Source organism: Fusibacter ferrireducens, from assembly GCF_015352425.1.
Lineage (GTDB): Bacteria > Bacillota > Clostridia > Peptostreptococcales > Acidaminobacteraceae > Fusibacter_A > Fusibacter_A ferrireducens.
Genome location: NZ_JADKNH010000004.1, coordinates 48,737 through 64,988 on the forward strand (window position 1 = coordinate 48,737; position 16,252 = coordinate 64,988).

16 protein-coding genes are annotated in these 16,252 nt (G+C 38.6%); 11 read left to right on the forward strand and 5 right to left on the reverse strand.

The window, feature by feature from the left end; genetic code table 11:
- The first annotated feature begins 25 nt into the window (after positions 1–25).
- The 4 genes from ISU02_RS07205 (at position 26) to ISU02_RS07220 (ending at position 4,793) form a co-directional block, all read left to right on the forward strand.
- Positions 26–598 carry an NUDIX hydrolase gene (locus ISU02_RS07205; protein ID WP_194701143.1) on the forward strand — a complete coding sequence of 191 codons (573 nt, stop codon included), beginning with the start codon at positions 26–28 and terminating at the stop codon, positions 596–598.
- A gap of 1 nt (position 599) precedes the next feature.
- Positions 600–1,367: an inositol monophosphatase family protein gene (locus ISU02_RS07210; protein WP_194701144.1), complete on the forward strand. Its 768-nt coding sequence runs from the start codon at positions 600–602 to the stop codon at positions 1,365–1,367.
- 48 nt (positions 1,368–1,415) lie between these two features.
- Positions 1,416–2,942, forward strand: a complete 1,527-nt coding sequence (gene malQ / locus ISU02_RS07215) for a 4-alpha-glucanotransferase (protein ID WP_194701447.1) — start codon at positions 1,416–1,418, stop codon at positions 2,940–2,942.
- A 396-nt stretch (positions 2,943–3,338) separates the two neighbouring features.
- On the forward strand, positions 3,339–4,793 hold the full coding sequence (locus tag ISU02_RS07220) for an aminoacyl-histidine dipeptidase (protein ID WP_194701145.1): 1,455 nt from the start codon (positions 3,339–3,341) through the stop codon (positions 4,791–4,793).
- 135 nt (positions 4,794–4,928) lie between these two features.
- Here the strand turns inward: ISU02_RS07220 and ISU02_RS23740 are convergent, their stop codons facing one another.
- The 5 genes from ISU02_RS23740 to ISU02_RS07245 all read right to left on the reverse strand — a co-directional run bounded on the left by ISU02_RS23740 (position 4,929) and on the right by ISU02_RS07245 (position 9,091).
- Positions 4,929–6,020: a GGDEF domain-containing protein gene (locus ISU02_RS23740; protein ID WP_207736219.1), complete on the reverse strand. Its 1,092-nt coding sequence runs from the start codon at positions 6,018–6,020 to the stop codon at positions 4,929–4,931.
- A 174-nt stretch (positions 6,021–6,194) separates the two neighbouring features.
- On the reverse strand, positions 6,195–6,425 hold the full coding sequence (locus tag ISU02_RS07230) for a hypothetical protein (protein WP_194701147.1): 231 nt from the start codon (positions 6,423–6,425) through the stop codon (positions 6,195–6,197).
- 174 nt (positions 6,426–6,599) lie between these two features.
- A complete protein-coding gene (locus ISU02_RS07235; protein ID WP_194701148.1) occupies positions 6,600–7,616 on the reverse strand; it encodes an acyltransferase in 1,017 nt (338 codons plus the stop codon).
- A gap of 351 nt (positions 7,617–7,967) precedes the next feature.
- Positions 7,968–8,243 carry a hypothetical protein gene (locus ISU02_RS07240; protein WP_194701149.1) on the reverse strand — a complete coding sequence of 92 codons (276 nt, stop codon included), beginning with the start codon at positions 8,241–8,243 and terminating at the stop codon, positions 7,968–7,970.
- Positions 8,240–9,091: an AraC family transcriptional regulator gene (locus ISU02_RS07245; RefSeq protein ID WP_194701150.1), complete on the reverse strand. Its 852-nt coding sequence runs from the start codon at positions 9,089–9,091 to the stop codon at positions 8,240–8,242. The genes ISU02_RS07240 and ISU02_RS07245 overlap by 4 nt, the downstream gene beginning before the upstream one ends.
- A gap of 280 nt (positions 9,092–9,371) precedes the next feature.
- Between ISU02_RS07245 and ISU02_RS07250 the strand changes: the two genes are divergently transcribed.
- The 7 genes from ISU02_RS07250 to moaA all read left to right on the forward strand — a co-directional run bounded on the left by ISU02_RS07250 (position 9,372) and on the right by moaA (position 16,225).
- Positions 9,372–10,208 (forward strand): ABC transporter substrate-binding protein, encoded by an 837-nt coding sequence (locus ISU02_RS07250; RefSeq protein ID WP_194701151.1) that lies wholly within the window; start codon positions 9,372–9,374, stop codon positions 10,206–10,208.
- Positions 10,209–10,231: 23 nt separating this feature from the next.
- Positions 10,232–10,921: an ABC transporter permease gene (locus ISU02_RS07255; protein WP_194701152.1), complete on the forward strand. Its 690-nt coding sequence runs from the start codon at positions 10,232–10,234 to the stop codon at positions 10,919–10,921.
- A gap of 1 nt (position 10,922) precedes the next feature.
- Complete coding sequence (locus tag ISU02_RS07260; RefSeq protein ID WP_194701153.1) at positions 10,923–11,582, forward strand: ABC transporter ATP-binding protein; 660 nt, start codon at positions 10,923–10,925, stop codon at positions 11,580–11,582.
- Positions 11,548–12,051 carry a MogA/MoaB family molybdenum cofactor biosynthesis protein gene (locus tag ISU02_RS07265; RefSeq protein ID WP_194701154.1) on the forward strand — a complete coding sequence of 168 codons (504 nt, stop codon included), beginning with the start codon at positions 11,548–11,550 and terminating at the stop codon, positions 12,049–12,051. Before ISU02_RS07260 ends, ISU02_RS07265 begins: the two co-directional genes overlap by 35 nt.
- Positions 12,052–12,136: 85 nt before the next feature.
- Positions 12,137–13,378, forward strand: a complete 1,242-nt coding sequence (locus ISU02_RS07270; RefSeq protein ID WP_194701155.1) for a molybdopterin molybdotransferase MoeA — start codon at positions 12,137–12,139, stop codon at positions 13,376–13,378.
- Positions 13,378–15,276 carry a molybdopterin biosynthesis protein gene (locus tag ISU02_RS07275; RefSeq protein WP_194701156.1) on the forward strand — a complete coding sequence of 633 codons (1,899 nt, stop codon included), beginning with the start codon at positions 13,378–13,380 and terminating at the stop codon, positions 15,274–15,276. The genes ISU02_RS07270 and ISU02_RS07275 overlap by 1 nt, the downstream gene beginning before the upstream one ends.
- On the forward strand, positions 15,269–16,225 hold the full coding sequence (gene moaA, locus ISU02_RS07280; protein ID WP_194701157.1) for a GTP 3',8-cyclase MoaA: 957 nt from the start codon (positions 15,269–15,271) through the stop codon (positions 16,223–16,225). Before ISU02_RS07275 ends, moaA begins: the two co-directional genes overlap by 8 nt.
- Positions 16,226–16,252: the final 27 nt, after the last annotated feature.

Genomic DNA, 16,252 nt, shown 5'->3' on the forward strand with positions numbered 1-16,252 from the left:
TGATATCTGTGTAAAGGAGCGAAAAATGAAGTACCTAGAATCCATAGAAAAATTTAATCCAACAAACGCACAAGAAGCCAATGACAGAGCCGTTATTTTGGATTTTGCGGCGCATCATCCAGAGACCATTCTCACTCGAGAGAACCAAGTGGCGCATTTGACCAGTTCGGGTTTTATTATGAATGAAAAATTAGATAAAGTATTGATGGTCCACCATAATATTTATAAGACTTGGACATGGACAGGCGGACATGTAGATGGCAATGGCGATTTTCTAGAAGTTGCGATACAAGAGGCTATGGAAGAAACAGGGGTTAGTAGCATAAAACCACTTTCAAAAGAAATAATATCTGTGGATATCCTGCCTGTCTATGGGCATGAAAAAAGAGGCCGATATGTGTCTTCACATTTACATTTAAATGTCGCTTACGTGCTCATTGCGGATGAAAGCCAAGCACTTTTGGTAAAACCTGATGAAAACAGTGGTGTTAAGTGGGTCCCGATTGAAGCCATAGAGACACATTCAAATGAGTCTTATTTGATTCATATATATCATAAGATTATAGAAAAAGTAACTTCTCAAAAGGAGCGTTTCTAAAATGAGATTTTTTTTAACGGAATTGATCAAGACCACAGTGGACGATATCGTTGTCAAGGATCGACAAAATATTGAAGTGAAAGATAAATTGGCGTCAGATGTTGTAACGGACAAGGATATTGCTGTTGAAAGGTTCATTAAGCAAAAGCTTCTTGAGCGATTTCCAAAAGACCGATTTATAGGTGAGGAAGAGGATTCTGAAAAGGGACTATCCAATAAGCGCACATGGGTATTGGACCCGATAGATGGCACTTTGAATTATACAAAGGACATGCCTTATTTTGGGACGCAACTTGCACTTTACGAAAAGGGTGTGCCAATGCTCTGTGTGATCTATCTCCCGATTTTGAATGAGATGTACTACGCAGAACAGGGGCAGGGCGCTTTTTTAAATGGCAAGCGGCTGAAATCGGACCCAAATTTATCTGTACAGAAATCAATCATCACTTTTGGCGACTTTTCAAAGTCCAATCCGATATCGAGACCGGTTCAAGTCAACATGATGTCTAAACTTATGGAAGAAGCTTTAAAAATTAGAATTCAAGGGGCCTCTTCAGTGGATTTTGCATTTGTTGCCGCAGGGAGATCTGGTGCACATGTGATGTTTTCAAAACGTATCTGGGAGATTTCAGCTGGTCTCTTGTTGTGTCTTGAAGCGGGGTGTGTGACAAATGTGTCAGAAGACATGAGCGAGACGCTTGAAGGCAAAGGTGTTGTTGTAGCTCAAAACAGCAAAATACTGGAGCAAATCATGGTAATGCTAGAATAGAGAAACCGATGTAAATGAAATGTGAATATATTCGATATTAGGGTATTAATATTTTGTTATTCAATAAATCTCAAACAGAAAGAAGGAGATACTATGAAAAAGAGAAGTAGTGGGATTTTATTGCACATATCATCACTGCCAGGTGAATATGGGATTGGCGATTTCGGTAAAGGTGCTTATGATTTTATTGATTTTTTGGAAGACTCAGGACAACATTACTGGCAAATATTACCGATAGGGATTACTGGATATGGCGATTCGCCCTACCAATCTTTTTCTGCGTATGCGGGGAATCCTTATTTTATAGATCTTAATGAGCTCATTCAGTTGGGGTATTTGGATGGAAAGCATGTTGCCAAAGTGGACTTGGGCAAACACAAGCATAAGATCGACTATGAAAAATTGTATAATCGAAAAATGCCTCTTTTGAAAGAAGCGTACGAAAATGCAAAAATTAAAATTAGGCCTGAACTGGATCGCTTCTTATTGGCTGAGGGTGACTGGCTTGAAAATTTTGCACTCTATATGGCAATTAAGAGTTATAATGACAATCAATCTTGGACAAACTGGGCAAAAGGTTATGAACATAAGAACACAGAAACTGTCTTAAAATTTAAAAAGACACATGAATCAGAAATTTATTTTTGGATTTTTACACAATATTTCTTTTTTAAACAGTGGTTTGCACTTAAAGCGGTTGCCAATAGCAAGGGTATTCAGATCATTGGAGACCTACCCATTTATGTGGCAGAGGATAGTGCTGACGTATGGGCGCACCCAGAGTACTTCAAACTGGATGCAGCACTGAGACCAACTTGTGTTGCAGGTTGTCCGCCGGATGCTTTCTCGTCAACAGGACAACTTTGGGGTAATCCAATCTACAATTGGACTTTTATGGAGGCAAATGGTTTTAAGTGGTGGATTGAACGAATTGATTACAGTCTAAAGCTTTTCGACACTATTCGAATTGATCATTTTAGGGGATTTGATGCGTATTGGGAAATACCTTATGGCGACCTAACCGCTGAAAATGGCAAATGGGTAAAAGGCCCTGGAATAAAACTATTTGAAGCGATCCAAAGACAGTTGGGCGCTGTTGATATCATTGCTGAAGATTTGGGTTTTTTAACAGAAAGCGTCATCGAACTTCGAAAGGCAACAGGATTTCCGGGTATGAAAGTGCTTGAATTCGCATTTGATACAAGGGAAGAGAGTGATTATTTACCACATAATTTTGAAAAAGAGTGTGTTGCCTACACTGGAACACATGATAATGATACGATAATGGGCTGGATGAGCAATGTGATTAAATCAGATCGGGATTTTGCGATAGAATATCTTAAACTGGATAAGCATGAAGGGTATAACTGGGGTTTCATTAGAGGTATTTGGTCTTCAACAGCATATTTGGCGATTGCTCAAATGCAAGATTTTTTAGGGCTGGATGCCAAAGCGAGAATGAATACGCCCTCTACACTGGGTGGGAATTGGCGTTTCAGAATTTCGAACAGAGATTTGACCAAGGCGCTGAGTGATAAGATAAAGGGGCTCACAAAACTCTATGGGCGACTGTGAGTGTTTTGTGAGGGCAACGCCTTTGTATGTATGAAAGTCATTTAGGCATAACTATTAAAGTCGTTTAAGCCATCCTCTTCTAACAGTGTTTAAAAAGATTAAAAATCACCTCATACCATAAATAGAGGTGATTTTTGTATGTCTATGGCGGGTATCCAAGTGAATTAGAATCAACAATGCGGTTATTCATCTTGAAAAGGCAACTTAAAAATGTGATAATTAGGGTAACGAAAAGATTTTGAAAATGTAAAACATTTACTTGAAATCCGCTTATAAAAAATCGTTCCAGCGATGGTGCTGGTATTCTATATATAATCTTTACAGAGCCGTTTGGCAAAACCCATCATCAGAGGTAGGCAGAAAATTTTATCATGGAGTACAAGGAGGAAATTTTTAATGGAAAATGTATTGAATGGATTACAACCGGAAAGTGTTTTTAAGAATTTTGAAGCACTCACAAGAATCCCCAGAGAATCGGGTAATGAAGCCGCAGTTGCAGACTATCTCGTTTCGTTTGCAAAGAATCTAGACCTTGAAGTGATCAGGGAAGACTCCAATAACGTTATTATCAAGAAATCAGCTACTGCGGGTTATGAGCATGCGCCGACTGTGATCTTACAGGGGCATACAGATATGGTTTGTGTCAAACTGGATGAATTAGAATTTGATTTTAACAGTGAGCCGATCCCGCTTGTACTCGAAGGTGATTTTATAAAGACAAAAGGGACAACGCTTGGTGCAGATAATGGCATTGCTGTGGCAATGATGATGAGTATTTTAGAGTCTAAGACTCTAGCACATCCAGCACTTGTGGCGCTCTTTACAGTTTCTGAAGAGACGGGTATGGATGGTGTAGTGTCTTTAAACCCAGAAAATGTTAAGGGCGATATCTTAATTAACATCGATTCAGAAGAAGAAGGCACGCTTTTAGCTTCTTGTGCAGGTGGTGCAAATAATATCATTGAATATCCATTTGAAGTTCAAAAGACAACTTTAGACGAAGGGTTTAAACTTGTAATTCAGGGTTTAAATGGTGGTCATTCAGGTATTGAGATCAATAAGAACAGAGCAAATGCGATTAAACTCATGGGTAGAGTCCTAAAATCATTTGAAAAACATTTTAAATTTGAAATTGCAAAGATTTCTGGTGGAGAAAAGATGAATGCCATTGCAAAGAGAGCTGAAATGACCTTTGTGGTGAAAAGATCAGATGTTGAAATTTTGGAACAACTGGTGCCTTTGTTACAAGAAATGTTTGTCAACGAATTCTCTGCAACGGATGGAGGTATTAAACTTGTATTGACTGAAGTGGATGATATCCCTAAGACGGTTATGACTGAAGCATCAGCAAAAGATATTGCCAATATCATTAGATTGATACCGTTTGGTGTTCAGACTATGAGTGGTGGCATTGAAGGCTTGGTGGAAAGTTCAAGTAATTTAGGTGTCTTAGAACAAACGGCATCGACTTTGAAGTTTACAAATGCGGTGAGAAGCTCAGTCAAATCTTTAAAATCTGAAATCAATGAACGTTTTGAAATCATCAGCGAAATGACGCATTCTAAAAACTATATAGAGTCCGATTATCCAGAATGGCAATTTAAACTGGAATCACCAATCAGAGAGTTGATGAAAACAGTCTATGCTGAAATGTTTAATAAAGAGCTCAAAGTGGATGCCATTCATGCAGGACTTGAATGTGGTTTCTTAAGAGAAAAAGTGGGTGATATCGATATGATTTCTTTAGGCCCAAATCTCTTTGATGTGCACACGCCATTTGAGAAGTTAAGCATTTCATCTACTAGGCGTGTTTATGAATTTCTTTGTGAAGTTTTAAAAAGATTAAAGTGATGGATTGCATATAGAGTGTAATGAAAAAACCCTCATCATGCCTTTCTTTGCCCAAGAGTCCTCGCCTTTGGCTGTGGATTGTGTAAAGAGAGATATGGAGAGGGTTTTATTATTTTACATATACGCTTAAGCAAGCTAAAATTCGTTGTACGAATAGACCTGGTTACGCCCCATGGCTTTAGCTTTATAAAGAGAAGCGTCGGCACGTTCTAATAGTCTTTCTAAATTTTCATTGGACATGAGCTCATAAACGCCTGCGCTGATGGAAACTTTTAAATCAGGAATATCCCAATGGATATGTTCAACTTCCGTTCGAAGCGTCTCAGCAAGTTGAGGTGCATTTTCTGAATAGATAATTGCCAAAAATTCTTCACCGCCTATTCGAGCAATGGGATTACCTGACAACACTTCTGTAAAAACTTCACCAAGACGTTTCAATACGAAATCACCTGTACCATGTCCAAATTGGTCGTTGATCTTTTTAAAGAAGTCGATGTCGATCATGATGACAGCTTTCATGGGATTAATGTGATGCTTTAAGTGAGATTCTATTAAATCCATGATATATCTTCTATTGTAGAGTTTAGTCAACTCGTCTGTAATGGAGGCGTGTTTCAGTATTGCATTGACATCTTTTAATTCAACTTGAGTAAGCTTGAGCTGTGTGATCATGCGGTGATATTCTTTCATAATATATAAAATTAAAAAGAAGATGAGTATAAGTAAGATCATAAGTGAGGAACCCATATCTAAAATTTGACTTTGCTTTGAGCTGTACCCCACAATTGAGTCGGGAAGATAGAATTCAATTAAAATGAGGACAAGCATAACACACAACTGCAGAAATAACATAAATCCGTATTTGAAGTTATTTAAAATAACGGCTGTTAAAAATACCATAAAAATGTAGAAGTAAGGGATCGAACTCGACAGGCCTCCGTTAAAGAACCAAAGTATAGGAAATACAATACAGGTTAGAAAAAAAAGAGAAACGTAGGAAGCTAATTTATAATTGTTTTTTTGAAAGACTTGGTTCAAAAAATAAAGATAGGATAAGCCCATTGAAAAGGTCACTAATGAAGTGATTGGCTCTAAAGCAAGCAAAAAATTGCCTATGGCTGCTGAAAAGCAAATAAGCATGCCACAGAGCATTGAAGTAACTAGGATTCTCATTTCGAGGTCCATATTTTTAAATTTTAGGTAAAAAGTTTCAAAAAAGTATTTCAATATAGGACCTCCAATGATTTGATATATTTAATTCTAATCTATTTGTAGATGTTATTCAATTTTAATTCTGTTGTTGAAAAAAAAAGCTTATCATCATTGAAATTTTGTCAAAGAAGATAAGCTATTATTACAACTATTGATTAGAGTGCTGTTCAACCTTTGACACTCTAGCTATTATTGATGACTAAAATCAGGAACTCCCCAGAAATAAAAGTCGTAATCAGAAGGTGAATCATCAGAAAAAGAACTTAAATCAGAGGATTCTTTTAAAATATTGCGCCCGTAAAATGCGCTTTGTTGGTCAAACGAACTTGCATTCGCCGTTGGACCTGCAAATGAAGCACTAAATAATGTCAACAAAATAATGGCAACAAGTACAAGTACGATTTCAATCTTTTGAACCATAATAAAAACACTCCTGTCCAGTGCACTTTTCAAAAATATCTCTTGTAAGTGACTATAAGTATTCACAACCGACATGCCAATTTATGTGCATATCTATATCCATTCCCTATATTACGCTTGATCCATAATCGTGTCAACAGAATTGAAAAGGGTTTACTGAATATTTACAATTGGTTAGAGGCTATTATTTCGATGCAGTTTGAACCGTTTAAAACAAGCTTTATATAAAATGAGCAAGGGGATTAAAATGGCGAATATGGCAATGAATCCAATGAGAGCACGTAAACTTATGGATGTAACAGCGCCAATATCTAAAAGTGTGCCTGTTAATATCAGAATCAGCGGATGTGCATAATATAGCGTTAAAGTGGAGTGACTTAAGAAGTTGACGCGTTCTTTATGACGCTCATAAACTGGCGAAAAAGATTTAAAGAACATCAGCATGGTAAAGCAAGTGGATAAGCTGAATACAATGTAAGTCAAGGCGGACAGTTTGGCGTCAATCTGTAAGCCATTGTTGGTGTAGCCGATGAATTGATGCGTATAAAAACTGCCCACAATCACAAATGCACTTAGATAGTAGAAGGGTGATCTTACCCTGAACGGTACATCTCTATTCATGAACATCCCAAGAACAAAATAACTGCAGTATGTGGTCAGGAGTCTATCTTGAAGCGGCAACGTTAAAAATAGCGTTGAAATTTGAATGCCCAAAGCGATTAAAAATAAAGTTGCAACCCCTATTTTTTTCTGAATCCAGTGCAATAGAGGATAGACTATATAAAATTGAATGATAATGACCATAAAGTAGAGGTGATAGATGAAATTGCCTTGTAATAAACCCTTGATATAGAAGGAGAAATCAAAAGGATAGATACCTTTAAAGGCGAAGAGACTGTAATAGAGCGTGCCCCATATCAGATAAGGTATTAAGAGTTTTGGAAGCCTTTTTTTCCAGAAAATAAACGGCTGTATCGGTTTGTCCTTATACATCATATTGAGTAGGAAACCACTCATGAAGACGAACATGGGCACAGAAGGTTTTGAAAAGCGATTGAGTACAGCGAAAAAAAGCTGAGGCATACTATTGGGAATTAAGGATACAACGGGTGTTGCAGTGGTATGTATCACAATGACCATCAAACATGCTATTATTCTGAAAAAATGAATTTCAGGATATACTTTTCTCATAAAAACCCCCAACTTATGATCTCATGTTATTATACCAATTGTAGATGCCCAACGTCTACAAGTATTGAGGTCATAACAACGTGAAATGCGGGTATGTTCATGAGATCGTGCTGTTTATAACAAGGGGAAATGGCTCTGTACTTTTTCGGGGAGGGCAAAATTGGGGCAAGATGAAATTTGAGCGGAACAGGATGGATGAGCCAAAAAAAATCACCGTAAAAAACGGTGATCATAAGGGTTTTGCAGTTCCGGGGTTATACAATTTGGAAATTGTATGTTGAAACTAAAGTGATTATAACCGCCGTTTTTTAAGAAAACCTTTACTGTTTCTTAAATTTTTCTAAAATTAGATCAACCACCTGCGGACAAAAATTCAAGTCGATAAGCATGGACCACTTCTTCAACGGCTTCTCTTTCCCCAATAAAGCGTATTTCAGTTCTGGGAATATAAACCGAACGCGTGATTTTATTCGAGTCTTGAAATATTGGGGTCAAAATAACTTCCCATTGTAACCCCTTGTAATGCAGTGGTGTCAGTTCAAGTGAAATCTTACGAAAGTAAGCTTGAATATACTTGATTAAAATACCACTGTCAATGATAACTTCATAAGGCGATTCTATTGTCATTGATATTTTCCTTGTAATATTTTCATCGAATACTGTTTTGGCGTAATGCCAAAATGACTTTTGAACAGTTTTATAAAATAAGAAAGACTTTCAAATCCCAAATCATAGCACACTTCGGAAACATTTTTATGGAGCAGAAGCTCTTTTGCCTTGTTGAGCTTTAAGCGATTGTGATAAGCTTTAGGCGTCATGCCAGTGGCGCGTCTAAAAATTAAAATCAAGTTTGAAGGTGACATGTTGAGCGAAAAGGCAATTTCCTTAACGGTAAGGTCGGGGTCATTTAAATTTGTTTTTAGGCATTGTATGGTATATTCCACAGGCTCTTGCTTTTTGCGATCATTAAAAGTCAGATGATATTGATTGATCAGATTATATGCAAGCTCTTGAGAACATAGATCAATTAAAAAATGCTTATTGGGATCATCGCTGAGTGCATACTGTTTAATGCGCTCAATATGTGTATTGACTTGTGGAATGAGCAAATTCTTTTTTACAAAATCAGAAGTCATGTCCACATCAAGCTCATGTTTGATTTCTACTTTTTTTAAAGTGTCTTCAAGTAATTTATCGCTGAGCTCGTAAACCACGGCGATGGTTTTTTCAGGTATTTTCATGTGCACACTGGCGTGTGGCGGCAATATGATAAAGTCTGATTGAGCATAATTAAACTCTTGACCATTGTTAACTTGAATATGCTTGGAACCGCTCGTAATCGTACATAGGCGTGTATATTGGTAGGAATTATAAGTTCCTTGAAAATCCTTATCCAAATCGTAGTAAAGAATTTTCATGTAATCGGTTTCAAGACCATCATTTTTTTCGAAATATCTGTCGAAGTTTTTGATCAATGTTAAAACCTCCCCTAAAAACATAATTAAAGATAACTAATTTTATAGTAACACAGGCACACAAAGGAATCAATAAATGAAAGTTGAGTTATTAAAAATTGCATAATGGAAAAAGGAATACTTTTCTGAATTATCAGATAGTTTTTGAAGTATAAAATATTGTATAATGATAAGTGAAACCATTATTTTTATTAAAATGATGTTTACAAGATTAAGCATTACATTAAGAGAGAAGAAAAAAATTGAGTTTGTAAATTTGAGTTCGTAAAGGGGTAAAAGCATGAGTAAGAAAACGATTATTTTATCAGTTTTGGTGGGTTGCTTAATTGTCGCTCTGGGCATTGCGATAATTACACTGAATGCACCTAAAAAATCATTGATCTTGTCGACGACAACAAGCACACGGGACAGCGGCTTACTAGATGAGATCATACCTGATTTTGAGGCGAAAACGGGCATAGAAGTTAAGGTTGTCGCTGTGGGCACTGGCAAGGCGTTACAAATGGGTGTGGATGGTGAAGCTGATGTGCTCCTTGTACATGCAAAGACAAGCGAAGAAAAATTTGTAAGTGATGGCGATGGCGTGGAGCGATTTGACGTCATGTACAATGATTTTGTTCTTGTGGGTCCTAAAGCATCTGGGGATCAATTGAACCTATCCGCTATGAATACGATTGAAGATGTTTTAAAATATGTCAGTGAGAATCAATTAAAATTCGTGTCAAGAGGTGACGATTCGGGTACAAATAAAAAAGAAATCAGTCTGTGGAACACGCTAGAGCTTAATCCCAGTGGAGATTGGTATATATTAGCAGGTAAGGGTATGGGAGATGTTTTGATGATGGCCAGTGAAATGCAAGCCTATACGTTGACGGATCGCGCTACTTTCTTGGCGATGCAAGACAAGCTGGACTTAGAAATCGTCTATCAGGCAGATGAAGCCTTACTCAACTATTACGGTGTGATTGCAGTGAACCCTAATAAAAATGATCAAATCAATTCAAAAGGTGCTGAGCAGTTCATAAAATGGATTTTATCTGCTGAAACCCAAAAGAAAATTGGTGAATTTGGTGTTGAAAAATATGGTCAACCGCTCTTTTTTCCAAATGCAAAATAAGCTTTTTTAAAGGAGTTAAGTGCATGAGTTTTATCACAGAGGGCTTTAAAGAGGCATTGGCGCTTTTGTTGAGCTTTGATAGAGAGGTATACACAATAATAGGGCTTTCTGTGGGATTATCTTTAACCTCTACACTTCTTGCGGCAATCATGGGCATTCCATTTGGTTTGTATTTTGGACTGAAAACATTTAGACTCAAAAAAGTGTTGACTCGATTGCTTTATACGGCCATGAGTTTGCCACCAGTTGTTGTGGGACTTTTAGTCGCTATACTGTTTTCTAGAAAGGGTCCATTGGGTTCTTTCGGGCTCATGTTCACGCCAACAGCGATGATCATTGCTCAAGTGATTTTGGTAACGCCGATTATAATGGGTATTATTTTTAATGCGTCCAAAGAAAAAGGCAGAAGCATCTATAACATGGGTAAAACACTGGGAGCAAGTCGTTTTCAAGTATTGCTTTTAATGATTGCAGAGATGAGAGTCACCATATTAATTGCAATTGTTACGGGTTTTGGAAGAGCTGTATCTGAGGTCGGCGCAGTGATGATTGTCGGTGGGAACATAAAAGGCCATACAAGAGTGATGACGACATTTATAGCGATGAATAACAGCATGGGGAACTATGGCATGGCCATTGCAATGGGCCTTGTTTTGCTCACCATTTCATTTATCGTCAATTCAATCCTTTATCATTTCACCGTGGGAGACTAAAATGGACATTGAATTAACGCATCTGCTCAAAAAATACCAAAACAGAGTCGTTGTGGATATTGAAAAAGCGGTTTTTAAAAGTGGACAAATCTGTGGTATCATAGGTGCAAATGGTGCGGGTAAAACTACTTTGCTCAAAATGATTGCTGGACTTGAACCCTATGAGCGAGGCACAATATGTTATGATGGCAAACGATTAGCAGATGCAGACCATAGACGTATTACTTATCTGAGTCAAACCCCGTATATGATGCAGACAAGTGTTTATAACAATATTGCCTATCCACTTAAAATAAGGGGTTTTATTAAATCGCAAATTGAAAATGCGGTCCATGCCATTTTAGAGGAGCTTCAGATTGAACCTTTATCAGATCAATTAGCGACTCAGCTGTCAGGTGGGGAATCACAAAAAGTGGCATTGGCACGGGCTTTGGTATTTAATCCAGAGGTGTTGTTATTAGATGAACCCACAGCAAGTATTGATCAGAGTACAATTAAAGTCATTGAAAGTACAATCGCAAAGCGCAATAGAGAGCAGTCTATGACAGTGATTACCATATCACATGATCTGGATCAAATTGAGCGTATGTGCAAAGAGATTTTCGTAATGGAAAGGGGAAAGAATAATGTATACAGTAGGGGTAATCACAGCGAGCGATAAGGGCTCAAAGGGAGAACGTGAAGATCTAAGCGGTAAAGTGATTTGTGATATCGTAACTGAAGCAGGTTATAAAGTTCTAAAATACATGATGGTGCCAGATGAAAAAGATGAACTTGAAAAAGCAATGCGCCATATGGCGGATGAACTCCATGTCAATTTGATTTTGACAACAGGAGGGACGGGATTCAGCAAACGAGATGTGACGCCAGAGGCGACTATAAGCGTCATAGAACGAGAAGCACCGGGAATCGCAGAGGCAATCCGCTATAACAGCTTGCAAATAACACCCAAGGGCATGCTCTCTAGGGGCGTTTCAGGGATCAGAGGCAATACGTTGATCATCAACATGCCTGGAAGTCCAAAAGCGGTTAGAGAAACTCTAGACTACATTTTGAGTCCAGTTTTTCACGGCATTCAAATTCTCGTAGGGGATGATTCTGAATGTGCTACACCAATGACTAAAGCATAAACGATCTAAATATAAGTGCATTATAAATAAGCCGTAGATTACCAAAATATAGATGACCAAAGTATAAGAGAAAGGATCTTAAAAAATGAATTTTTTCAAAATTAGATCTTTAAGTGAAGCACGAGCAATCATCCATGATGAGGTTTCTAGACTAAAGCTTGAGGTAGAACGTATTTCCATAGGTGCTTGCAATGGCTTTATTGCATGCGAAAATGTATATTCAGAGGTTGATATTCCCTCTTTTGATAGATCCACAGTAGACGGATACGCCGTGAAAATAGATGATGTGATGGGGGCAACGGAGAGTATTCCGGCAATGTTGAAGCTCAAGGGCGATTCTGTTATGGGTGAAGTCATGTCTGAGACCCTTCAAAAAGGGGAGGCCATATATGTGCCCACAGGCGGCATGCTTCCACATGGTTCAGATGGTGTGGTTATGATTGAATACTCTGAACAGATGTCATCTGATTTAATCCTTATCCGTCAACCCATTGCCTTTGGAGAGAACATTATTTATCATGGCGATGATCTTAAAAAAGAACAGCTCATCATAGAAGCAGGGAAGAGAATAAACGCATACGATATGGGATTGTTGGCGGGCGCAGGGATCAATGCCATAAATGTGTATAAAAAAATTAAAGTGGCAATTTTGTCCACAGGAGATGAAGTTGTGGATTGTCATTTGCCAATTAAGATGGGACAAATAAGAGATATTAACGGTTATGCACTCATGGGACTCGTGTCTGAACTGGGTGGTGAAGTCGTTCATAAGGCCATTATCCGTGATGATATGAATGCCCTTAAGGCAAGCGTTGCAGAGTCACTTGAGAAAGCAGATTTAGTTTTGTTATCAGGTGGGAGCTCAGTAGGAACAAGAGATTTTACGCATCAAGTGATAGAATCCTTTGCGGATGGCGAAATTTTAATTCATGGTATATCTATAAAACCAGGGAAGCCAACCATTGTTGGCAGAGCTCACAACAAGCTCATCTTTGGTCTACCAGGTCACCCTACAGCATCTGCACTGGTGTTTGAAATACTTGTAAGACCGTATATGGAAAGTGTCAGTAACCTTAAAATGAAATCGATAAAGGTAAATGCTCAGATTACGGAAAGTATTCACTCTGCCTCGGGCAAAGACACTTTTATTATGGTCAATCTAGCTTATGAGGACAATGTGTTAAGGGCAAAACCGATTCTTGGCAAATCAGGGCTCATTTCATTGATGACGAAGGCTTCCGGTTATATTCACATTGAAAGCGACCAAGAAGGCCTTTACAAAGGTCAAGATGTGAATGTCTATCTATTCAAAAGAGGTGAATTATAATGGCTCAAAGAAATGTTTATATTTCCAATATGCCACTTGATGAGGCTTTAAAAAAGTATAGAGAGCACCTTGAAAATCCACTTCAATCAGAAAGTGTTCCTGTGAAATCGACTTTGCATCGCATTACGTTTGGACCTGTGTTTGCACATCGATCGTCACCAAGTGATCCCTGTTCTGCAATGGATGGCATTGCAGTGCTTTCCGAAAGAACACAAGGGGCAAATGAGAAAAATCCAATGCAATTGAAAGAGCATGAGGATTTTGAATACGTTAATACGGGTAATTTATTACCTGAAAATAAAGATAGTGTCATTATGATTGAAGACGTGAAGCCAGTCAGTGAGGGCGTCATTGAGATCGTAGAGGCAGCGTATTCATGGCAACATGTGAGGCAAGTGGGTGAAGACATCATTGTAGGTGAGATGCTCTTGCCGTCATTCCATAAAGTGAGGCCTATGGATTTGGGCGCTTTAATCAGTGGAGGCGTTTCCTCAGTGGATGTCTTTGAAAAACTAAAAGTGGGGATCTTACCCACTGGAAACGAAATTGTTCAAGACCTTGACGCGTTAACACGAGGTAAAATAATAGATTCTAACTCAAGTGTCATTGAAGGATTGCTTACAGAAATGGGCTGTCTGACAAAAGTTTATAGCCCATGCCATGATGATCCGAATGCCCTAAAAGAGGCCATAGAAAGAGGCCTCGGCGAAAATCATATGCTGATTACCATTGCAGGGTCTTCGGCAGGTGAAAAGGACTATACAGTGAGCACTATTGAAGCTCTAGGAGAGGTCGTGGTACACGGCGTCGCTATAAAACCAGGAAAGCCCACGATTTTAGGCAAGATTAAGGGCAAGAGCGTAGTTGGACTTCCTGGGTACCCTGTATCTGCTTTTTTTGCATTTGAAGCTTTTGTGAAACCCTTAATTGAAAGTTGGCATGGTCAAATGGATGAAATGTCCATTCACGAAGGTGTTTTGACACAGAGAGTTGTCTCGTCTCTTAAACATGAAGAGCTTGTCAGAGTCACTCTTGGTGAGGTAAATGGCAAATGGGTGGTGACGCCGCTTAATAGAGGAGCAGGAACGACTATGAGCCTTGTGAAAGCAGATGGCGTTTTGACGATACCGCGACTTTCCGAAGGGATCGAAAGAGGTGAAAGTGTTGAGGTCAAGTTATTGAAACCACTCCATACACTGTCGGAGAGACTCGTGGTGATTGGTAGCCATGACTTATTATTAGATATTGTTGCAGATCGCATGCCGATGACTTCGACGCATGTGGGAAGCCTTGGCGGCGTTATGGCACTTATAAAAGATGAATGCCATATGGCTCCAATTCATTTAATAGATGAAAAAACGGGTATTTATAATATCAGCACTGTTCAGCGCTTCTTTCCAAATCGAAAAATGGCGCTGATCAAAGGGGTAAAACGCTTACAAGGCCTTATGGTGAGAAAGGGCAATCCGAAAGGCATTTATACTTTTCAAGATTTGGCGAGAAAAGAAATCGAGTTCATCAACAGGCAGAAAGGTGCTGGCACAAGACAGTTACTGGACTATGAACTCTCTAAATTGGGCATCAGTGGCGGAGACATAAACGGTTATCACCGAGAAGTGGTCACACATATGGCAGTGGCAGTTGCAGTGGCATCTGAAGGGGCCGATGCAGGACTCGGGGTTTATTCAGCAGCAAATTCCATGGGACTTGATTTTATTGAAGTGGGCTATGAATCCTATGATTTTTTGGTGCCTTATGCGCTTTTAGAAGATTTTAGAGTTCAGAGATTTATAGATTTGATAAAGTCCCCTTATTTTAAAACGCAAATGACTGAAATTGGCGGTTATGCATTAGAGGAAACCGGTGACATCATCGAGATCGGAGAGACATATGATTGATGGGTATGGGAGGAAAATAAATTATTTGAGATTATCGATTACGGATCGTTGTAATTTGAGATGTCAATATTGCATGCCTGAGGAAGGTGTCGAAAAACTGAAACATAGTGATATTTTATCCCTAGAAGAAATTGATAAAATGGTCGAATCCTTTGTGAGCCTTGGTATTGACAAAATAAGAATAACGGGTGGAGAACCTTTAGTAAGACATGGAATTGTCTCACTTGTTGAAATGATTCACAAGCATCCAGAAATTAAGGATCTTGCACTCACCACGAATGGACTTTTATTAAAAAAAATGGCAAAGTCTCTAAAAGATGCAGGACTCGATCGCGTCAATATCAGTATAGACTCACTTAAACCTGAAAAGTACTTCCAGATGACTCGTGGTGGGGTACTTGGAAATGTACTTGAAGGAATCGAAGAAGCAAAGCGCGTGGGTTTGACGCCAATTAAACTCAATGTGGTGATCATAGGTGGTTTTAATGATGATGAGATCGAAGATTTTGTTCGTATGACAGAGGATGAGGCCATAGATGTGCGCTTTATTGAACTCATGCCTATAGGTGAAGTGGCAAAGTGGTCTATAAAAAATTATGTGCCGAATACAGCGGTTTTGGACAAAGTACCAGAGCTTGTACCCGTTGAGAGCAAAGACCCTGCGTCGCCAGCGAAATACTATAAACTGCCAAATGGCAAAGGCAAAGTGGGGTTAATTAGTCCGATTTCCTGTAAATTCTGCACAAACTGTAATCGCATTCGATTGACTTCAGAAGGCAAACTGAAATATTGTCTGCATTCAGATATAGAATTTGATTTGAAAAAAGCTTTAGAAGATCAATTGGATTTAACGACGTATATACAACAATCTGTTTTAAAAAAACCGCTTGAACATGAAATTGGAAAGGCGAGCACTGTGGCTAGGAACATGGTTCAAGTTGGAGGTTGAAGTAACGGGTTGTCAAGATTGAACTCA